This is a genomic window from Caulobacter sp. Root1472, from assembly GCF_001426985.1.
GTDB lineage: Bacteria > Pseudomonadota > Alphaproteobacteria > Caulobacterales > Caulobacteraceae > Caulobacter > Caulobacter rhizosphaerae.
The window spans coordinates 215,181-234,266 of the sequence record NZ_LMFX01000034.1 but is presented as its reverse complement, the minus strand read 5'-3'; the positions used below and the strand labels follow the sequence as shown (position 1 = coordinate 234,266).

The 19,086-nt window shown below is 68.8% G+C and carries 17 protein-coding genes and 1 pseudogene; 7 read left to right on the top strand and 11 right to left on the bottom strand.

Annotation, left to right across the window (positions count from 1 at the left end; all coding sequences use genetic code 11):
* Positions 1 to 105: 105 nt before the first annotated feature.
* From ASD47_RS20080 to ASD47_RS28320, 6 genes are all read right to left on the bottom strand, one after another.
* Entirely contained in the window at positions 106 to 735 is a 630-nt protein-coding gene (locus ASD47_RS20080; protein WP_056760266.1) for a glutathione S-transferase family protein, read from the bottom strand.
* A gap of 57 nt (positions 736 to 792) precedes the next feature.
* On the bottom strand, positions 793 to 1,224 hold the full coding sequence (locus ASD47_RS20075; RefSeq protein WP_056760264.1) for a DoxX family protein: 432 nt from the start codon (positions 1,222 to 1,224) through the stop codon (positions 793 to 795).
* A 137-nt stretch (positions 1,225 to 1,361) separates the two neighbouring features.
* Positions 1,362 to 2,657, bottom strand: coding sequence for an epoxide hydrolase family protein (locus ASD47_RS20070; protein WP_082564707.1), 1,296 nt, complete (start codon positions 2,655 to 2,657; stop codon positions 1,362 to 1,364).
* Between the two features lie 63 nt (positions 2,658 to 2,720).
* Positions 2,721 to 3,137, bottom strand: coding sequence for a nuclear transport factor 2 family protein (locus ASD47_RS20065; protein ID WP_056760519.1), 417 nt, complete (start codon positions 3,135 to 3,137; stop codon positions 2,721 to 2,723).
* Between the two features lie 68 nt (positions 3,138 to 3,205).
* On the bottom strand, positions 3,206 to 3,679 hold the full coding sequence (locus ASD47_RS20060; RefSeq protein ID WP_162251681.1) for an SDR family oxidoreductase: 474 nt from the start codon (positions 3,677 to 3,679) through the stop codon (positions 3,206 to 3,208).
* Positions 3,680 to 3,684: 5 nt separating this feature from the next.
* Positions 3,685 to 4,058 (bottom strand): SDR family oxidoreductase (locus ASD47_RS28320; protein WP_369800321.1); only part of this gene is annotated, 374 nt, incomplete at its 3' end.
* A 113-nt stretch (positions 4,059 to 4,171) separates the two neighbouring features.
* Here ASD47_RS28320 and ASD47_RS27735 point away from each other — a divergent pair.
* Positions 4,172 to 4,794: pseudogene (locus ASD47_RS27735) on the top strand (LysR substrate-binding domain-containing protein); the annotation flags it as partial.
* 128 nt (positions 4,795 to 4,922) lie between these two features.
* Positions 4,923 to 5,177 (top strand): LysR substrate-binding domain-containing protein, encoded by a 255-nt coding sequence (locus tag ASD47_RS27730; RefSeq protein WP_369800322.1) that lies wholly within the window; start codon positions 4,923 to 4,925, stop codon positions 5,175 to 5,177.
* A gap of 303 nt (positions 5,178 to 5,480) precedes the next feature.
* Here the strand turns inward: ASD47_RS27730 and ASD47_RS20040 are convergent, their stop codons facing one another.
* Both ASD47_RS20040 and ASD47_RS20035 read right to left on the bottom strand, forming a co-directional pair.
* Positions 5,481 to 6,200, bottom strand: a complete 720-nt coding sequence (locus ASD47_RS20040; protein WP_056760261.1) for a B3/4 domain-containing protein — start codon at positions 6,198 to 6,200, stop codon at positions 5,481 to 5,483.
* A 43-nt stretch (positions 6,201 to 6,243) separates the two neighbouring features.
* The gene (locus ASD47_RS20035) at positions 6,244 to 6,870 is read right to left on the bottom strand and encodes a LysE/ArgO family amino acid transporter (RefSeq protein ID WP_056760259.1); all 627 of its coding nucleotides are present in this window, start codon (positions 6,868 to 6,870) and stop codon (positions 6,244 to 6,246) included.
* 69 nt (positions 6,871 to 6,939) lie between these two features.
* On the opposite strand from ASD47_RS20035, the gene ASD47_RS20030 reads away from it, so the two are divergent.
* On the top strand, positions 6,940 to 7,875 hold the full coding sequence (locus ASD47_RS20030) for a LysR family transcriptional regulator ArgP (RefSeq protein ID WP_056760257.1): 936 nt from the start codon (positions 6,940 to 6,942) through the stop codon (positions 7,873 to 7,875).
* On the opposite strand, the gene ASD47_RS20025 is transcribed toward ASD47_RS20030, so the two are convergent.
* Positions 7,858 to 9,075 (bottom strand): PAS domain-containing sensor histidine kinase, encoded by a 1,218-nt coding sequence (locus tag ASD47_RS20025; RefSeq protein WP_056760255.1) that lies wholly within the window; start codon positions 9,073 to 9,075, stop codon positions 7,858 to 7,860. The two genes, ASD47_RS20030 and ASD47_RS20025, sit on opposite strands and share 18 nt — an antisense overlap.
* Positions 9,065 to 9,625: a response regulator gene (locus ASD47_RS20020; RefSeq protein ID WP_235525964.1), complete on the bottom strand. Its 561-nt coding sequence runs from the start codon at positions 9,623 to 9,625 to the stop codon at positions 9,065 to 9,067. Before ASD47_RS20020 ends, ASD47_RS20025 begins: the two co-directional genes overlap by 11 nt.
* 117 nt (positions 9,626 to 9,742) lie before the next feature.
* Between ASD47_RS20020 and ASD47_RS20015 the strand changes: the two genes are divergently transcribed.
* Genes ASD47_RS20015 through ASD47_RS20005 form a run of 3 tightly spaced genes read left to right on the top strand, consistent with a single transcriptional unit; the run spans position 9,743 to position 14,186 of the window.
* The gene (locus ASD47_RS20015) at positions 9,743 to 11,050 is read left to right on the top strand and encodes an efflux RND transporter periplasmic adaptor subunit (protein ID WP_235525963.1); all 1,308 of its coding nucleotides are present in this window, start codon (positions 9,743 to 9,745) and stop codon (positions 11,048 to 11,050) included.
* The gene (locus tag ASD47_RS20010; protein WP_056760252.1) at positions 11,047 to 11,727 is read left to right on the top strand and encodes an ABC transporter ATP-binding protein; all 681 of its coding nucleotides are present in this window, start codon (positions 11,047 to 11,049) and stop codon (positions 11,725 to 11,727) included. The genes ASD47_RS20015 and ASD47_RS20010 overlap by 4 nt, the downstream gene beginning before the upstream one ends.
* An 8-nt stretch (positions 11,728 to 11,735) precedes the next feature.
* On the top strand, positions 11,736 to 14,186 hold the full coding sequence (locus ASD47_RS20005; protein ID WP_056760250.1) for an ABC transporter permease: 2,451 nt from the start codon (positions 11,736 to 11,738) through the stop codon (positions 14,184 to 14,186).
* On the opposite strand, the gene ASD47_RS20000 is transcribed toward ASD47_RS20005, so the two are convergent.
* Complete coding sequence (locus ASD47_RS20000; RefSeq protein WP_235525962.1) at positions 14,183 to 15,643, bottom strand: glycoside hydrolase; 1,461 nt, start codon at positions 15,641 to 15,643, stop codon at positions 14,183 to 14,185. The two genes, ASD47_RS20005 and ASD47_RS20000, sit on opposite strands and share 4 nt — an antisense overlap.
* Before the next feature lie 555 nt (positions 15,644 to 16,198).
* Here ASD47_RS20000 and ASD47_RS19995 point away from each other — a divergent pair.
* A complete protein-coding gene (locus tag ASD47_RS19995; protein ID WP_056760248.1) occupies positions 16,199 to 19,009 on the top strand; it encodes a TonB-dependent receptor in 2,811 nt (936 codons plus the stop codon).
* Positions 19,010 to 19,086: the final 77 nt, after the last annotated feature.

Genomic DNA, 19,086 nt, shown 5'->3' with positions numbered 1-19,086 from the left:
CCCATGCGTCTGAAACGCAGCACAGGAAACCTTAGGTGAGGATGTTCGGCCCCACCTTGTTGAGGCCGAACATTCCCTATGCGAGTTGGCGCCGCTACGCGCCAGTCAATGCGCCAGCGCCAGCGTGCTGGTGATCGCAGCGGCGACCGCTGGACGCGACAAGATCTCGTCGTGCCAGCGCTTAACGGCCGGGAACGGGGCGAGGTCCGCGCCGAAGGCCTTGTGGCGCCAAATCCATCCGAAATGGGCGATGTCGGCGATCGTGTACGCGTCACCCGCGACGTAAGGGTGGCGCTGGAGGACGCCGTCGAGAACCCCGAGCACGCGTTCCACTTCCTTGCGCGCCGCCGTGCGGGCGTCGCCTTCGGGCGCCTTGCGCATCTCGAGCAGGAAGGCCAGCAGGAAGGCGGGGCTGGCGGCCGAAGCGTGGAAGAAGAGTTGTTCGAACACCTTGCCCCGACGCTCCGGATCGATCGGCAGCAGTTGGCCGGTCTTTTCCGCGAGGTAGACGAGGATCGCCGCGGACTCGCTGAGCACGACGTCGGCGTCCCCGGCCGGCGCGCGATCGATCAGGACCGGCACCTTGCCGTTCGGATTGAGGGCCAGGAAGGCGTCGCTTCTTTGCTTGCCCTGGCGAAGATCGACGGGGACGAGGCTGTGGGACAAGCCCATCTCTTCGGCGGCGATGGCGACCTTGACGCTGTTGGGCGTCGCGAAGGCGTGGATCTCGAGCATTGGGAAGTTTCCTTAATGATGCTGGCCGGAACGGTGCTGGCCGCTCCGGCCTGTTCCTCAGCCGCGGCGAGCGTCGAGGCTGATGCGGCCGCCGCCGAAGGCGACGACGTGCAGAAGGCCGCCGGCCATCGCGATGTTCTTGAAGAAGTGGATGAACTGGTTCTGGTCGCCGAGCGCGTTGTGGAAGACCGCCGCGGTGACGAGCGAGAACAGCGCCAGCACGGCCGCGATGGCGCGGGTGCGATAGCCCAGCAGCAGGGCCAGGCCCCCAGCAAGCTCGACAAACACTGAAAGGCCGAAGGCGACGCTGGGCATCGGCAGGCCGACCGATTGGATGTAGCCGATGGTCATGGCCGGCGCGGCGATCTTCGATAGGCCCGACAGCAGGAAGATGGCGCTGATCATGCCGCGGCCGACGAGCGGAACCAGGGTCGAGGTCAGGTTGGAAGCCGTAGCGTTCGGCGCATCGGCAAGGGTCTGGGTATTCATGGCTTTAGTCCTTGATTTGGGTTGCAAGGGTTGTGTCCGGGCGTGAGGGGGCATGCCGCCGATCCGGACACGGGCCCGGCGACACGAAGGCTGTTGGAAGGTGTGTGGAGCGCGGGAGCCGAAACGCGGTGGCGCGCTTAGCCGCCGCGGATAGTGACGAACGCTTTGCGCATCTCGCTGGCGAAAAGCGCCGGCTGCTCGAAGGCGGCGAAATGGCCGCCGCGATCGACCCTGTTCCAGTAGATCAGGTTGGGCCACAGCGCCTGCGCCCAGGCCTTGGTCGTCGTGAAGATCTCACGCGGGAACACGGTCGCCGCCATCGGCAAGTCGATGCGCCCGGCGTTCACGCCACGGCCGTTGCGCGCATTCTCCCAGTAGAACCGGGCGGAGGAGGCCGCCGAGTCCGTGAACCAGTAGATCGAGATGTCGTCGAGCATTTCGTCCAGGCTCAGGGCGTCTTCCGGGTCGCCGCGATTGTCGGTCCAGGCCTGGAACTTCTCGTAGATCCAGGTCGCCAGCCCGACCGGCGAGTCGGCCAGCGCATACCCGATCGTTTGCGGGCGGGTGGCTTGTTCGCGGAAGTACCCATGGCCATCGCCCGTGAACCGTTGGAAGGCCTCGATGGCGGCCCGTTCCTCGGCCGTCGGGTGCTCGGGCAGGTGCTCGGGAATGACGAACTGCCAATTCACATGCGCCGCGGCCAGGCCTTCGGGCCGTTGATGGGCCAGCGCATGCGTGACGCCCGAGCCCCAGTCTCCGCCTTGGGCAACCCAGCGAGTATAGCCAAGGCGTTGCATCAGGGTGGCCCAGGCGCGGGCCGTCCGCTCGACCGTCCAACCGGTCTCGGTGGGCTTGTCCGACCAGGCAAAGCCGGGCAGCGACGGGATGACGACGTCGAACGCGTCCTCGGCGCGACCGCCGTAGGCGGTGGGGTCGGTGAGCGGTCCGATCACCTTCAGGAACTCGACGACCGAACCCGGCCAGCCGTGCGTCAGGATCATGGGAAGCGCGCCCGGATGCTTGGACCGCACATGGATGAAGTGGATGCCCAGGCCGTCGATCTCGGTGCGAAATTGCGGGACCGCGTTCAGACGCCGCTCGAAGCGCCGCCAGTCATAGTGGTCACGCCAGTAGGCGACCAGCGCCTTGGCCTTGTTCAAGGGCACGCCTTGCGTCCAGTCGGTCACGGTCTCCTTTTCGGGGAAGCGAGCCATGCGCAGGCGTTGCTTGAGATCGTCGATCGCCGCTTGCGGAACAGCGACGCGAAACGGGGTGATGGCGGCTGTTGCGGGCGGGGTGATGGGCGCGCCGACGTCCGCGCGGACCTCCGATGAGAGGCCAGCCAGTGTGACAACCGCAAGCCCTTCGGCCAGGCCGCGCAGGGCTTGCCGGCGCGAGGCTGAGGGCAGGTTGGGGGAGAGGGGCGTGAACACAGGGCAACTCCTTGCTGCCGGGGCTCGCCCTGGTGAGGGCGAGCGTGTTGTCGGGAATGCGGATCAGACCGCGGGGTGGGCGGTGGCCCGTCGAAACTCATCCGACGTCTCGTCCAGGAAGACGTAGAGCGCTGCGATCTTGCCATCGCGAACGATCAGGACGTCCCAGCCGGTGTATTCAGGCGCCGCGCCGCGCGGCCCCGACCCCCAGGCCAGACGCCCGGCGTTGTGGAGCACCTGAGGGTCGCCGTGCGGCGTGTAGACGTAGTGCGGATGCGTCGCGCGCAGGTCGCCGGCGAACTTGTCGATCGCCTCGCGCCCGACGATCGCGCCGGGCGGCACGTAGAGGACCGCGTCCTCCGCCCAGAGTTCATCGATCGCCGCGCGGCGCTTGTTGTCATCGCCCTCGCCGAAGACCTCCTGGAGGTTTCGATCGAGCAGTTCGCGGATACGCTCCGCCGATTCCGTGGACTGGATCATGATGGTCTCCTTGGAAGGGAGCCCGGCCTCGGGCTGCGACATCGCCCCGAGGCAGGCTCTATGATGGCTCAGATCTGGGCTTGGCCGCCGTCGACGAAGAGCTCGATGCCATTGATGAAGCTGGCTTCGTCGGAGGCCAGGAACAGCACCGCCTTGGCGATCTCGTCGGGCTTGCCAACGCGGCCGGCGGGGATCAGGCCGGCCAGATAGTCCCGGGTCCCTTGCGCCTGGTCGCCGCCGCCGAACAGGTCGTCCAGGCCGGCGGTGTCGGTGACACCGGGGCTGATCGCGTTGACGCGGATATGACGATCCTTCAGGTCGAGCATCCAGTTGCGGGCGAAGTTGCGCACCGCGGCCTTGGTGGCGGAATAGACGCTGAACGCAGGCGTGCCCGAGATGCTGGTGGTCGAGCTGGTCAGGATGATGGACGCGCCGTCCTTGAGCAGGGGCAGCGCCTTCTGGACCGTGAACAGCACGCCCTTCACGTTGGTGTCGAAGGTGCTTTGATAGTGCTCCTCGGAAATGGCGCCGAGGGGGACCATCTCGNGGCAGCGCCTTCTGGACCGTGAACAGCACGCCCTTCACGTTGGTGTCGAAGGTGCTTTGATAGTGCTCCTCGGAAATGGCGCCGAGGGGGACCATCTCGCCRCCGCCRGCATTGGCGAACAGCACGTCGATCTGGGCGTGCTTCTGCTGGATGGCGTCGTASAGCCGGTCRATGTCGGCCAGTTTCGACATGTCGCCCTGAACGGCGGTGACCTTGCCGCCGATCTGCTTGACGGCGGCGTCGAGCGTTTCCTGCCGGCGGCCGGTGATGAACACMRAAGCGCCTTCGGCGGAGAAGGCCTTGGCGGCGGCYAAGCCGATGCCGCTGGAGCCGCCGGTCACCACCACGACCTTGTTGCTGAACTTGTTCGTCATCGTCTGTCTCCTTGGGGCCGGCCGTGCGCCGGTGATGASGAATAGATGCAGTCAGAACGATGATGCGTGTAGTCAGCGAATATGGCACTTAGCGTTCTACTGGAGGAACGCTGATGCGGATCGACCTCAACGACTACGCCTACTTCGCCGAGGTCGTGGCGCACGGCGGCTTCGCTGCCGCCGGGCGCGCCTTGCGCGAGCCCAAGTCCAAGCTCAGTCGACGGATCTCCGGCTTGGAGGAGCGAYTAGGCTTACGCCTTATCGAGCGGTCGAGCCGGCGGTTTCGCGTCACCGACACCGGCCTTGCGTTCTATGARCGATGCCGGGCCATGCTCGCCGAGGCCGAGCAGGCTGAGGCGCTTGTCTTGCAGGCCCAGGCCGAGCCGCATGGACGGATCCGTTTCAGCTGCCCGACGGGCATGCTGCAGCCGATCAATGGCCTGATCTCGTCGTTCCTTGCGCGCTATCCTCGCGTGCGRCTGCAACTCGTCGCGACCGATCGTGCGGTGGACTTGATCGAGGAGCGCATCGATCTGGCGTTGCGCGTGCGCACAAGCCTGACCAGCGACGCCGCGCTGACGATGCGCTCGCTGGGCACCTCGACCCGTATCTTGGTCGCCAGCCCGCAAGTGGCCAGCCAAGTGGCGACCATCGAGCAACTGGCCACGCTGCCGGCGCTGGCGACGAGCGACTCGGCCGACGATCTCGAGTGGCATCTGGAATCAGATGATGGCCGNCCAAGTGGCGACCATCGAGCAACTGGCCACGCTGCCGGCGCTGGCGACGAGCGACTCGGCCGACGATCTCGAGTGGCATCTGGAATCAGATGATGGCCGYGCCCATGTCGTCCGCGTCCAGCCGCGCATGGGCTGCGAGGCCATGACGACCATACGGGACGCAGCGATCGACGGCCTCGGCGTRGCGATCTTGCCCGATCACGTCTGTCTCGAGGCTTTGGAGGCCGGGCATCTGGTGCGGGTGCTGCCGGCCTGGCGCGGGTTTCAGGGCATCGTGCATCTGGTCTTCACGACACGCCGTGGTCTCTCCCCGGCCGTCCGAGCGCTGATCGATCATCTCGCGGCCGGATTTCCGCGCGATGTCCTGAGCAAGCGAGCTTAACTCCATAAGGCAAGTGCTATAGGCAGTGACGCCGCATATGTAGTTTGTGGATGCCGCAAACTCGCCGGGGTGCGGTTCCCTGATGCCGGCGCTAGCGGCCTGATTGACCGGTGCATCCGTCTTTTATTGTAGTCACGGTCAGTTGCCGAAGGCAGGCCCTAAGCTGTCGTTTCGTGCCTTGAAAACCATCTGCGAACGCAGGTGGACGAGGCTGGACGCGAGGTTAAATTCAGCAAAAAGTGTGGGTAGGAGTGTGGGTAGAAAGTCTCCATTCTAAGGGGATTATTGAATATAAACGATAATTTAGATGGTTCTGGCGGGCTCCGTCTCCGCCATCCCCCCATTCGATCGCGCTAGAAGCAGAGTCGAGGTCCGGACGTCCGGACTCAGCCGCTTCAAGCCTTCGATCAGTTCGGCCCCGGCCCGGCGCAAGGCGTCGATCGGCATCGGATCCAGGCGCTCCAGGACGAACCACATGCCGGTGGTTTCGGGCCCGATGCGGGTCCGGACGCCCTGGCGCCAGTTCCATCGTCGGCAGGTGACGCCCAGGGCGTCGCGCCAGACGACCTCGCCGGCTTCGACCGGCTCGACCTTCGGCTGGCCGTCCTGGACGGTGTCGAACGGCTCGCCGCCGACGGCGCGGACCAGCGACGGCGCGCCGGCATAGACCCCCGCGTCCTCGCCGCCGACCGGGACCGCGTAGCGGACGCTGACGGCGTTATAGAGGTCGACGACCGCGTTCACCGTCGGCAGGCCGCCATCGCGGGCGGCGCGCCGTCGCAGGGCTTCGGCCGAACAGGGCGTGCGCTGGGGCTTGGCGCCGAAGGCGCGGTAGGCTTCGCGCCAGGCCTCCAGATGCGCCTCCGCCCACGGCGCGTCCAGCGCCGCGCAGGCCGCGTCCAGCAAACCGGCGCTGTAGGCGTCGCTCTGGCTGTTGCGGACGTTCTCGGCAACGATGCTCAGCGCCGTGAAGTCCGGACGCAGAGCGAAGACGGTCGGCGAAATGGCGGGAATCAGGGACATGGCGATCCGTCTGGCTTGAAGAGTGGAAAGGCCTGTGGCGGGGCTATGGGAACAGGGCGCCGTGGACGAGGCTGGCGGCCAGCGCCAGCATCATGACGCCGATGCCCAGGTCGAGGACCCGCCAGGCCGCCGGGCGCGAAAACAGCGGGGCGAGGAACCGCGCGCCCAGGCCCAGGGACGAGAACCAGGCCAGGCTGGCCAGGGCGGCGCCGGCCATGAACAGCGGCCGCTCCGTCGGCGGAAGCGCCGCGCCCACCGCGCCCATCAGCATGACGGTGTCGATATAGACGTGCGGGTTGAGGAAGGTGAAGGCGGCCGTTCCGGCCAGGGCGGCGCCCAGGGTCATCGACGCCTGGTGTTCGACGATCAGCACCGAGGGCCTGGCGGCCCGGCGCAGCGCCGAGATCCCGTACCAGGCCAGGAAGGCCGCGCCGCCCAGGCTCAGGGCCAGCGACAGTCCCGGGAGCAAGGCCAGGACCCCGCCCAGGCCGTTGACCCCGGCCACGATCAGCGTGGCGTCGGCCGCTGCGCAGAACAGCACGATGGGCAAGACGTGCTCGCGCTTCAGGCCCTGGCGGAGGACGAACATGTTCTGCGCGCCGATGGCGATGATCAGGCCGGCGGACAGGGCGAAGCCTTTGAGGAAGGCGGAGATCAGGGAGGCGGTCATGTCGCCTTTGATGGCGGCGTCGCGTGATGTAGTACAGCTAAGATCCCTTATGCTGATTAAGGTGTTCTAATGCTCGACTATGCGTCGCTCGCCGCCCTGGCCGCCGTCGCGCGCGAAGGCAGTTTCGAGAGGGCCGCCGCCGCGCTGGGCGTGACGCCGTCGGCGGTGTCCCAGCGCGTCAAGGGGCTGGAGGAGCGGGTCGGCGCGATCCTGCTGACGCGGGGCGTTCCGTGCCGGCCGACCGAGATCGGCGCCAAGCTCTGCGCTCACGTCGAGCAGGTCCGGTTGCTCGAAAGCGACGTCGTGAATGATCTTCCGGGGCTGGCCGGCCCGGCGCCCGGGCCGCCGACGATCCGGGTCGCGGTCAACGCCGACAGCGTCAGCACCTGGTTCCCGGCCGCCGCGGCGCTGTTCGCGGCCGACACGGGGGCGATGCTCGATCTCGTCCTCGAGGACGAGGCCCACACGGCCGACCGCCTGCGTTCGGGCGAAGTCATCGCCGCGGTCACCGCCGATCCCGCGCCCGTCCCGGGCTGCAAGACCTACCCGCTGGGCGCCCTCGACTACGCGGCCGTCGCCAGTCCGGCCTTCCTGGCGCGCTTCTTCCCGGACGGGGTCGATCCGGCCGGCCTGGCGGCCGCGCCGATCCTCCGCTTCGACCGCCGTGACCAGCTGCAGGCGCGATGGGCCTGGGAAGCCTGGAACGTTCGGATCCGCCCGCCCGCCCACTGGACGCCGTCCACGCCGGGCATGCTGGACATGACCTTGGCCGGACTGGGCTGGGCCATGACGCCCGTGGTGCTGGCCGCGCCGCACCTCGCCGCCGGCCGCCTGGTGGAACTGCCGCCGCGCGTTCGCATCGCCGTGACGCTCTACTGGCAGCGCACGCGGTTGACGGCGCGGCTGCTCGACCGATTGACCCACGCCGTGAGGTCGACCGCCACCGGCGTCCTGACCGGGATCGCCACGGCGGATGGCGCGGCGGCTTCAGATCGGGACGGCTAGGCAGAACCGCGCGCCGGCCAGCGGAGCGTCGGCGCCGATGTCGGCGTCGGAGGCGGCGGCCAGCAGGGTCAGCGCGCCGCCGTGGCCCTGGGCGATCTGGCGCGCCAGGATCAGCCCGACGCCAGATCCGGTCGCCTTGGTGGTGAAGAACGGCAGGCGCACCTGGTCGGCGTGGGCCGGCGGCACGCCCGGCCCGGAATCCTCGACCACGAACCGGATCTCGGTCTCGATCTGCCGGACGCCCAGGCGGACGCGGGGATCGGGGCGCTCCAAGGCGGCTTCGGCGGCGTTGTTGAGCAGGTTGCCGATCGCCAGCCACATCTGGTCGGCGTCGATCCGGATCTCGATAGCCGGCGGCGGCGGACAGTCGAGCGCCACGCCCCGGGCGGTCCACTGCGCCAGAAAGCTCTCCCGCGCCACGTCCAGCCAGGCCGCGAGGTCGACGAGGCGGGGCGCGGGCGGCGGCAGGCGGGTCAGCGTGCGGTAGGCGTCAATGAAGTCACGCAGGCCTTCGGTCCGGGCCACCGCCCGTTCCAGCGCCGAAATGGCCTGGCCGGTCGCGGCCGGACCGCCGTCGCGCAGCAGGTCCAGGGCGCTGCGGCTCATGGAGGCCACCGGCGTCAGGGCGTTCATCAGCTCGTGGTTCAGCACCCGCAGCAGGTCGCGCAGCGCGGCGGCTTCGGCGGCGCGGACGTCGGCCGTCATGTCGGTCAGCACGACCAGGTCGGCCTGGCCCGCCTCGTCGACGATTTCGGCGCGGCTGACCGCATAGCTGGCGTCGCGCCAGCGCAGGGGCGAGGCCAGGTCGGAGAGCGATCGTCCGCCGGTCAGGGCCAGGCGGGCGGCGTCCGACAGCAGGTGCGGGGTGTCGAACGCCCGGCGCGCGGCGCGATTGGCGGCGATGATCCGGTCGTCGCCCGCGCCCAGCAGGATCGGCGAGGGGGTCTGGTCCAGCAGCAGCTCCAGCCGCCGGCGGTTCAGCTCGGCGGCGAAGCCGCTTGCGGCCTGCACCGGGACCAGCCGCGCGGCGCGCCAGACGCCGAGCTTCTGGACCAGGTCCACGGCCAGGGCCGCGCCGGCCAGCGCGCAGAGCAGCGCCGTCGCGTACAGTCCGTGCGTGACCGACAGCCAGGCCAGGACGCCCAGCGCGAAGATCGACGCCTGGGCGAGCAGGCGCAGGGCCAAGGCCTTAGAGCCCATGCTTCTCCATCCTGCGATAGAGGGCCGCGCGGGTCAGGCCCAGGTCCTTGGCCGCCTGCGAGACGTTGAACTGCCGCCGCGTCAACGCCGCCTGGATCAGCGTCTTCTCCGAACGTTCGAGGTTCAGGTCCTGGGGCGGCAGGTTGGCCGGCACGCGCGCGGGCGTGTCGATGGCCGCCCGCACCGAGGCCAGCAGGCGCTCGTTGTTCCAGGGCTTGACCACGAAGTCCTGGGCGCCCAGCCGCATGGCCTGAACGGCGATGGCCATGCCCGAATGGCCGGTGACCACCACCACGGGCAGGTCCGGCCGCGCCGTAAGCCGCTTCTGCAGGAACGCCAGCCCCGCTTCGCCGGAGGTGTCGCCCCGCCGGAAGTTGAGGTCCAGCAGCAGCACGTCGACCGGCGCCCGGTCGAGGCGCTCATGCGCCGCGTCGGGGGTCTCGACGCCCACGAAATCGAACCCGCCACGCACCAGGATCAGCTCGGCCGACGCCAGGATGTCCGGGTCGTCGTCGAGGAATAGCGCGCACGGGCGACGGCCGTCGGACATGTTCGGAATCGGACACATTGGCGATGTCATTGAGGCCAAAACTCACGCCAAACTGACAATAAGTCAAATAAAACCAGTAACTTATTGAAATTGCGCGGTTCGTATTAGCCTGAGAGCATGAGCAGGTTCGCCTCGACTTCCTCGATTGCCCCCGGCGGCATGGACCGTCACGTCGAACGGCGCTGGCGGCTCACGCCCGCCCGGCTGTGGGCGGCGGGCCTCGCGGTCCTGGCCGGCGCCGGTCTGCTGGCCTGGGGCCTGTCGCCCAAGGCGGGCACGGTGGACGTGGACGCCGCGGCCCTGTCGTTCGGCCAGGTGGTCCGTGCGCCCTATCTGGACTATGCGCCGTTGCGCGCCGAGGTCGCGCCGGCGGAGACCACGTTCATCGCCGCCGAAACCTCCGGTCGGGTGGAGGCTGTCCTGGCCGCCGACGGCGACCTGGTCGCGGCCGGCCAGGAGCTGGCCCGCCTGTCCAATCCGCAGCTGAGCCTGGAGGTGACGGCGCGCGAGGCCGACATCGCCGCCCGGCTCAGCGAGAACACCGGCCGGCTGATGAGCCTCAAGGGCGCCGAGGAGAGCCGCGAGCAGGCCCTGGCCGACACCGCCCACGCCCTGAGCCGGGCGCGGCAGGACCTGGACCGGCGGCAGATCCTGCTGGCCAAGGCGATGCTGAGCCCCTCGGCCGTGCAGCCCTATCTCGAGGAAGTCGACTATCAGAAGGATCGGCTGGCCACGCTGCGGGCGGCGCAGCGTTCGGACGCGGCCTTCTATGCCGAGCAGCGCGCCCAGGCCGCCCGCAGCGCCCAGGACCTTCGCCGCAGCCTCGAAGAGACCCGCGCCGGCCGTTCGGCCCTGGTGGTTCGCGCGCCGACGGCCGGCCGGCTCACCGCGTTCGATCTCAAGCCGGGCCAGGCCGTGCGGATGGGCGACCCGCTGGGCCAGGTGGACGCCGAGGGGGCGTACAAGCTGCGCGCCAAGCTGGACGAATTTTACCTGCCCCGGCTGTCGGTCGGGCAGAGCGCCCAGGCGACGGTCCGCGACCATGCGGTCTCGGCGCGGGTCACAAAGGTGTTCCCGCAGATCGCCGAAGGACGGGCGACTCTGGAACTGGCGTTCGACGGCGCCGCGCCCGGCGGTCTGCGGCGCGGCGAGACGATCGACCTGCGCCTGTCGCTGGGACGGCCCCAGGCCGCGGTGATCGCGCCGTCGGGCGCCTGGCTGAACGACACCGGCGGAGCGTGGGCCTTTGTCCTGACGGCCGACGGCAAACAGGCCGAGCGGCGGGCGATCGTGGTGGGACGCCGCAATCCCGAGCAGGCCGAGGTGCTGAGCGGCCTCAAGCCGGGCGAGCGCATCGTCACCGCCGGCGCGCAGGACGTGGCCAAGGCGAAAATTCTCCGGATCCGATCGAAGGGACGACCATGATCGAACTGCAGTCCATCTCCCGCCTCTATCGCTCGGACGAGATCGAGACCACGGCGCTCCACGGGATCTCGCTGTCGATCCGGCGCGGGGAGTTCGCGGCCGTGATGGGACCGTCGGGATGCGGCAAGTCGACCTTGCTGAACATCCTGGGCGCGGTCGATCGCCCGACGTCCGGCCAGTACCTGTTCGAGGGCGAGGACCTGGCCAAGCGCGGCGAGGGCGCCCTGGCCCAGCACCGGGCCCGGCATCTGGGCTTCATCTTCCAGAGCTTCAACCTGGTCGACGACCTGACCATCGCCGAGAACATCGAGCTGGGCCTGATCTATCGCAAGGGCCGGTCGGGCTCGCGCCGGACGCTGGTGGAGGCGGCGATGGACCGGGTCGGCATCGGCCACCGGGCTCGGCACTTTCCCCACCAGCTGTCGGGCGGACAGCAACAGCGGGCGGCGATCGCCCGCGCGATCGTCGGCGACCCCGACCTGATCCTGGCCGACGAGCCCACCGGCAACCTCGACACCGAGAACGGCGCCCAGGTCATGGACATCCTCAAGGGCCTGAACGCGGCCGGCGCCACCATCGTCATGGTCACCCACTCGCCCAGCCATGCCGACCAGGCCAGCCGGCGCATCGACATGCTGGACGGACGGCTGGTGGCCTCCGTCGCCCAGGCTCTGTGAGGCGCGCCGTGCTGCAGTCCATCCTGACCGCCTTCTGGCGTTCCTTTACTCGGCGCCCGCTCTACGCCGCCCTCAACCTGCTGGGCCTGAGCCTGGGCGTGGCGACCTTCGTCACGCTCAGCCTGCTGCACCGTTTCGAGACCGGCTACGACCGCTGGACGCCGGAGCGGGACAAGATCTACGCCGCCGGCATCGCCTTCAACGTCCCGGGCATAGCACCGGGCGCGCGGGTCGGGTCGATGGGCGGATTGCTGGAGGAGATGAAGCTCGACTATCCGCAGGTGCGCGGCGTGCGGGACTGGAACCAGGCGGCGGTGGTCCACAGGGGCGCCACGGTCTCAAGCGAACAGATCGAGCTGGTCGACGCCGACTTCCTGGCCTTCTTCCAGGTCCCCCTGGTCGCCGGCGACCGCGCCTCGGCCTTGCGGGACCCAGCCAGCCTGGTGCTGTCGGAGACCATGGCCCGCAAGTATTTCGGCGCCGTCGACGTGGTCGGCCGTCGTCTTGAGATCAGCGATCTCGTCGGGCGCAACGCCTACACCGTCACCGCCGTGCTCAAGGACCTGCCCAAGAACAGCAATCTGAAGCTGGACTTCGTTCGTCTGCTGACGCCGCGGGACGTCGCGCCGGAGGTCCCCTGGCACGGCTGGGGCGGGGTTATTCTGCAAACCTATTTCAAGTTCGACGATCCCGCAGCGGTCTCCGCCCTGGAGGCGCAACTGCCGGCCTTCGTCGATCGCCGGGTGGGCAAGTCGTTCGGCGACGCCGTCACGCCGCACGACCTGCTGAGGCTGAGCTTCGTGCCGCTGGGCGATGTTCACCTGGTCGACCCCAAGCAGCGCGCCGCGATCGAGACTTTGAGATTGGTCGGCTGGGTCGCCCTGGGCCTGGCCCTGATCAACTACGTGAACCTGGCGACCGCTCGCGCGGGACTGCGGGCCCGCGAAGTGGCCGTGCGCAAGGCCCTGGGCGCCGGAGCCGCCGTCCTGCGGCTGCAGTTCCTGGGCGAGGCAGCGCTGACCCTCGCCCTGGCCTTCCTGATCGGCCTGGCGATGGTCGAGCTGGCCCTGCCGCTGGTCAACGCCGCCGGAGGGCTGTCGCTGGGTCTGGACTATCGCGCGGACGGCGCGTGGGTGGCCGGAGCCTTCGCCCTGGTGTTGGCGGTCGGCTTGGCGGCCGCGATCTATCCGGCCTTCATGCTCTCGGCCTACCAGCCGGCCCAGGTCCTAGCGTCGAGCCGCACGCCGTCGGGCGGCCGGTTCGGGGCGCGGCTGAGGGAGGGGCTGATCATGGTCCAGTTCGCCGCCGTGGTCGCCGCGTTCGTGCTGATGCTCGGCTTCCTGGGCCAGGTCCATCATATGCAGAGCCTGGATTTCGGGTTCCGGCGCGACGGGCTCTATCTCGTCACCGCTACGCGCGGCGTCGGGGTGACTCCGCAACAGCGCCAGGCCTTCTGGAGCGCCGCCCAGCGGATTCCCGGCGTGAGCGGCGTAACGGCCAGCACGACGGCCCCGGCCGACGAGGCCATAAACGTCAATACGAGCGCCATACGGCTGGACCGGCCCGTGGGTCCCGCGCTCGCGCCGACGCTCCTTTGGTCCGCGACCGGTCCGGACTATTTCCAGACGCTGGGGATTCGTCTGGTCGCCGGGCGGCTGCTCGACCTCGCCCATGGCGGCGACGAGCAGTACGTGGCCAATGCGGGTCCCGAGACGGTGACCAACGCCGTGATCAGTCGCGGGGCGGTGCGCCAGCTGGGCTACGCCTCGCCCGAGGCCGCCCTGGACAAGCTGCTTGACTACAACGGGCGGAAAACCCGCATCGTCGGCGTCGTGGAGGACACGCGCTTCTACAGTCCCACCGAAAAGACGCCGGCCAAGCTCTATACGTTCAACGGCTACCCGGCCTATTGGCCGGCGGGCTGGCCCATCACGCTGGTGCGCTATTCGGGCCTGAGCGAGGCCGAGGTCCGCGCGCGCCTGGAAGCCGCCTGGCGCCAGGCGGCGCCGGACGTCCCGTTCGAGGGCAAGACCGCGCTGGTCAACCTGGACCGCTACTACAAGCCCCAGCGCGACCGCACCAACCTGTTCAGCCTCGGCGCGATGGTCGGGGCGGGGATCGGCTGCATCGGGCTCTACGGCCTGGCGGCGTTCAACGCCTCGCGCCGAACGCGGGAGATCGGCGTGCGCAAGGTGCTGGGGGCGACCCGCGCCCAGGTGGCCCGATTGCTGGTCGGCCAGTTCCTGCGTCCGGTGGCCGTCGCCTGCCTGATCGCCTGGCCGCTGGCCTACTGGATGCTGCGGCGCTGGCTTTCCCAGTTCGACGACCCGGTCGCCGTCGGCCCGTCGATCTTCCTCGCCGGCGCCGCGGCGGCCATCGTCATCGGCCTGGCGGCGGTGGGCGGCCTGGCCTGGTCGGCCGCGTCGGCCGAGCCCGGCAAGGCGCTACGGCATGACTAGCCGCGTCGAAGGACCAGGGTGACGATCGAGCGGGGCGGGGCGACGGTTCCGGCGATCGGCTGCAGTCGGCGCGTGGCGTCGGTGACCGCCATCCGGCTCGACCAGCCCGTCAGGGGCGTGACCAGGTCGCGCGGCATGATCCCGCCGTTGACATGCACCAGGACCAGCTCGGCCCCGTCGGGAGACAGGGCGCCGACCGTGTCCAGGTCGTCGACGGGCGTCAGCCGATAGCCGGGCCGGATGTAGCGGCTGAAGTGCGCCATGGCGTGGTATTTGGCCGTGACATGGATCGCGTGCGGACCCTCGGGAGGGCCGCGCAGGTCGGCCTTGACCAGGCCCCAGTTCGAACCGGGCTTGCCCTCGCGCGTGCTCAGGTCCTCGACCGCCTGCCAGAACACCCAGGCCGCCGGCTCCAGCCGCTTGAGGTCCATGACCACGTGTTCGGCGAAGGCCAGCGGCGAGTTCATGCCGTCCAGGCTCTCGGGGTCCTTGTCCAGCGGCGTGTCGTTCTCCGACATCCACAGCCGAATCCCCGAGGCGCGGGCCACGTCGCGCACGCCGGTCTGGTTGACGACGCCGTAGCTGTGCACGTTCAGCTGGCCGATCGCCGCGCGCGCCGCGTCCGGATAGGCCTCCCAGTCGGCCAGGAACAGGTGCGAGTTGGTTTCGTCGGGCGCGCTGATCACCGTCTTCAGCCCCCGGGCCCGCATGGCATCGGCCGACGCCACGATCATGGCGGCCTGGCGAGCGGGGGACCAGTGGGCGCCCTCCTGGGTGTTGGCGGCGAACCAGTAGTCGGTGTTGGGCTCGTTGACCGGCGACAGGGTCCGGAAGGCGATCCCGTGACGCCGCTGCAGCTCGTCGACGACGCGGGCCAGATAGGCGGCGAACAGCGGCTCCAGGCCGGGGCGCAGATTGTCGTCCGTGCCTTTCACGGCTCCCGACACCTTGCCGCTGACGGTCATGAACCAGGGCGGCGAGTTGGAGAAGGCCTCCAGGATCGGCTGGTCGACCCTGGCCTTGATCGCGTCGAGCCACCAGCGCTGGTTGGCGTCGGCCGACCAGTCCCACATCGACTCGTCCTCGGGACGCCACCAGTCCTGGCCGGCGGCCCCGGCCGGCTGGCGCCAGAAGCCCGGAACCGCCGCGCCGGTCCGCAGGTGCGGCGGATCGCCGGGCCTGGCGCCGCCGCCGATATTGTAGCGCCCGATCGTCCAGCCCAGGCCGCCCGGACCATAGAACAGGTCGGCCAGCCGCCGGCGTTCCGCTTCGGGCCAGCCTCCGGTGACATTGGCGAACCAGGCCAGGGCCGTGCCCCAGCCTTCGAAGGCCGGGCCGGCGCGCTCCAGAGCCGGACGCAGGGTGACGCTCACCGCCGGAGCCGGTGGCGCGGCGAGGGCTCGAGGGGCCGCCGCCAGTCCCGCCAGCAGGCCCAGGGCTCCACGTCGCGACAACATCATGAGGCCCCCAAAAGTCCGACCATACTACGTCTAGTTTTGTAGAATAATTGATACATTACATCAAGCAAACCGGCGTCGAGAGGCTGCAGCGTGAGGATCAGGCGGTTCTCCCGCCCGCTGAGCCGGAACTGGTCTGGACACCTCCAGGGCGGTCCCAAGCACAGCGCGGCCGGGACGGCGAGCGTCAACGGAGCTTCGCCTCACGAGCGGTTTCGTCGCGACTTCCGGGATGAGGCCTTCGTCGAGGACCCCGGTTTTCATTGTTAAGCTTGAGTATTTCGCAAACCCCATCCATCGCGCTCGGAGACTGCGGCGGCGAGGCATCGGCCGTTCGGCCACGGCTGAGCTTCGACTCCCGTGTTCGCCAGCCCGGTCCGGAGCGCGGTTCATTTCTCTCACGGGCCTCCCGCGGACGCTCACGCCGAGGCGGGCGTCATTTAGTGGCCTGACCGCTTAAAATCGTACTTGTAGTACAAATGGTAGCAGCATATGTCTGACATGAAGTCGCGCCGTACGAGAGCGTGACAAGGTGAGAGCAGGAGGAAAAACGAGATGAGGGGTATTCAGTTCCGGTTGATGGTGAGCGCGTCCGTGGCGGCCCTCGGGGTGTGCGCGGCCGCCGGCTCGGCCACGGCCCAGGCGGCCGGCGGGGCCACGGCCCAGGCGCCGTCCGACACGGCCGCCGTTTCCGAAATCGTCGTCACCGGGGTCCGCGCGAGCCTGCGTTCGGCCCAGGCGATCAAGCGCAACGCCGACCAGGTCGTCGATTCGATCCAGGCCCAGGACATCGGCAAGCTGCCCGACGCCAACACCACCGAGGCCCTGCAACGGGTGACCGGCGTCCAGATCCAGCGCCGCTATGGCGAGGGCGCCACCGACTTCGACCACCGCACCCAGCCGGCGATCGCCATCCGCGGTCTGACCCAGGTGCAGAACTTCCTCGACGGGCGCGCGGTCTATTCGGCGTCCGGCGGCCGGGCCTTCGATCTGGAAGGCGTGCCGCCCGAACTGCTGGCCGGCGCCGACGTCTACAAAAACGCCCCCGCCAACATCATCGAAGGCGGCGTCGGCGGCGCGGTGAACCTGCGCACCCGCAAGCCGTTCGACTCGCCCGATCGCGTCCTCAGCGCCACGTTCCGCGGCAACTACTACGATCGGGTGCGCAAGAACGGCGGCTCGATCTCGGGCCTCTACAGCGACCGCTTCGACACCTCGATCGGCGAGGTCGGCGTGCTGCTCAACGCGGTGCTGAGCAAGAGCCGCTATCGCCAGGACGGCCTGCTGGCCGGGCCCTTCGACACGGTGGCGCCCGGTTCGATCGCCAATGGCCCGGCGAACGCCCAGGTGCCCTACGGCTTCGAGATCTATGACGACACCGGCGACCGCAAGCGCCTGGGCATCGCCGCGGCGGTGCAGTGGCGGCCCAGCGACGACCTGCTGCTGACCGCCCAGTACCAGCGGACCAAGTACTGGTTCAACCGGACCGGCGCCTACTATTACGACTTCAACAATCGCTCCAACGTCCGGGACGCGAACGGGAACGTCACCAGCTACGGCACCGATCCGCTGCCGGGCGCGGCCTTCACGTTCAATGACGAAGGCTACGCCACCAAGGGCTCGCTGCAGAACCAGACCTTCGAGACCGGGCGCTACGACCAGCAGCTGTGGAGCCAGAGCCAGAACTTCACGCTGAACGCGGCCTGGACCCCGACCGACCGCCTGAAGGCCAATTTCGACGTCCAGTACCTGAAGTCCTACTACAACGCCGACCGCAACGGCCACGTGCTGTCGCTGTACTCCCAGTCGGGCCAGACCGGGCTGACCGCGCCCCACAAGTCGATCGTCGACTTCGACCTGACCGGCAAGTATCCGCGGTGGGAGGTGCGTGACGCCTCGGTCCTGAACAACCCGGCCAACTACACCACGCCGTACATGGCCGACTCCCTGCAGCGCAACGACGCCGACACCCTGTCGTTCGCGACCGACGTCGAGTACGACCTGGAAGGCGGCTTCTTCGACAAGCTGCGCGGCGGCGCCCGCTATTCCGACAACAGCATCGACCTGCGGGGAACCTGGCACGGGGTCTGCATCACCGCCCTGGGCCCCGACGCCAACTGTTCGGCGCCGGCCGGCACGCCGCTGGTGCCGCTTTCGGCCCACCCGCAACTGTCGATGCCGGGTCCGTCGATGCGCTGGTTCGACGGCAACACGGTCAAGGGCGGCCTGCTCTATCCGGCCTTCCCGCAGGGTGACGGCGTCTGGGCCCAGACCAAGGCGCTCTACGCCCTGTTCGGCGCCCAGACCAAGGACGCCTTCACGCCTGGCGACCTCAACAGCCAGACCGAGAAGACCTATACCGGCTGGGCGATCGCCGACTACGCCGGCGAGGTGGCCGGCGTGCAGATCGACGGCGGTCTCGGCGTGCGAGTGATCAAGACCGAGGCGACCTCGACGGGCACCCAGTTCAACAACGATGGCACCACCACCGCGATCGATGTCGACAACAGCTACACGCGCGTTCTGCCCAGCTTCAACCTGCGCGCCAAGCTGACCGACACGCTCCAGGCCCGCCTGGCCTATTCCAAGGGCCTGGCGCGTCCCAACTTCGACCAGCTTTCGACCAACCTGACCCTCAACAACCCCAACCAGGTCAATCCGGTCACCGGCCACCCCAGCGCCAGCTCGGGCAACCCGATGCTGCGTCCGATCGAGTCCGACAACTATGACCTGACGGCGGAGTGGTACTTCAACGACACCGGCTCGCTGACCGCCGGCGTCTTCTACAAGAAGGTCGACGGCTTCCTGGCCGGCGGCACGGTTCTGGGCTCCTATAACGGGGTGACCTACGACGTCAGCACGGTGGTCAATTCGGGCAAGGGCACCGTCAAGGGCGTCGAGCTCGGCTACCAGCAATTCTTCGACTTCCTGCCGGGCCTGCTCAGCGGCCTGGGCGTCCAGGCCAACTACACCTATGTCGACAGCAGCGTCAGCAACCCCTTCGCCACGGCGGGTTCGGCGGCGCCGGCCCAGCTGCCGCTCGAGAAGCTGTCCAAGAACAGCTACAACCTGATCGGGCTCTACGAGAAGGGGCCGGTCAGCGCCCGGGTCGCCTACAACTGGCGTTCGGCCTATCTGGACCAGACCACCGGCAGCGGGGCCAACGGCATCCCGCAATACGCCAAGCCCTACGCCTCGCTGGATGCGTCGCTCAGCGTCGACATCAACGACCACGTGGCGTTCTCGGTGGATGCGGTGAACCTGAACAACCGCATGAATGTGCTCTACATCGGCACGCCCGCCGCGCCGCTGCAGTACCAGCTCAACGACCGCCGCTTCGGCGTCGCCCTGCGCATCACCTACTAACCTCCCCAGCTAGCCGACGTGGCGCCTCGACGCGCCACGTCGGCGCTTTTTTCGACAAACACCTTCGGTCCGCACGC

Excerpts from the sequence above, each read along its gene's own strand:
- ASD47_RS20035 (WP_056760259.1), bottom strand. The coding sequence starts at position 6,870 with ATGACCGCCTCCCTGATCTCCGCCTTCCTCAAAGGCTTCGCCCTGTCC.
- ASD47_RS19995 (WP_056760248.1), top strand. The coding sequence starts at position 16,199 with ATGAGGGGTATTCAGTTCCGGTTGATGGTGAGCGCGTCCGTGGCGGCC.
- ASD47_RS20000 (WP_235525962.1), bottom strand. The coding sequence starts at position 15,643 with ATGTTGTCGCGACGTGGAGCCCTGGGCCTGCTGGCGGGACTGGCGGCG.
- ASD47_RS20010 (WP_056760252.1), top strand. The coding sequence starts at position 11,047 with ATGATCGAACTGCAGTCCATCTCCCGCCTCTATCGCTCGGACGAGATC.
- ASD47_RS20080 (WP_056760266.1), bottom strand. The coding sequence starts at position 735 with ATGCTCGAGATCCACGCCTTCGCGACGCCCAACAGCGTCAAGGTCGCC.
- ASD47_RS20020 (WP_235525964.1), bottom strand. The coding sequence starts at position 9,625 with ATGTCCGACGGCCGTCGCCCGTGCGCGCTATTCCTCGACGACGACCCG.
- ASD47_RS20075 (WP_056760264.1), bottom strand. The coding sequence starts at position 1,224 with ATGAATACCCAGACCCTTGCCGATGCGCCGAACGCTACGGCTTCCAAC.
- ASD47_RS20015 (WP_235525963.1), top strand. The coding sequence starts at position 9,743 with ATGAGCAGGTTCGCCTCGACTTCCTCGATTGCCCCCGGCGGCATGGAC.
- ASD47_RS20030 (WP_056760257.1), top strand. The coding sequence starts at position 6,940 with ATGCTCGACTATGCGTCGCTCGCCGCCCTGGCCGCCGTCGCGCGCGAA.
- ASD47_RS20040 (WP_056760261.1), bottom strand. The coding sequence starts at position 6,200 with ATGTCCCTGATTCCCGCCATTTCGCCGACCGTCTTCGCTCTGCGTCCG.
- ASD47_RS20065 (WP_056760519.1), bottom strand. The coding sequence starts at position 3,137 with ATGATCCAGTCCACGGAATCGGCGGAGCGTATCCGCGAACTGCTCGAT.
- ASD47_RS20025 (WP_056760255.1), bottom strand. The coding sequence starts at position 9,075 with ATGGGCTCTAAGGCCTTGGCCCTGCGCCTGCTCGCCCAGGCGTCGATC.
- ASD47_RS20060 (WP_162251681.1), bottom strand. The coding sequence starts at position 3,679 with ATGGTCCCCCTCGGCGCCATTTCCGAGGAGCACTATCAAAGCACCTTC.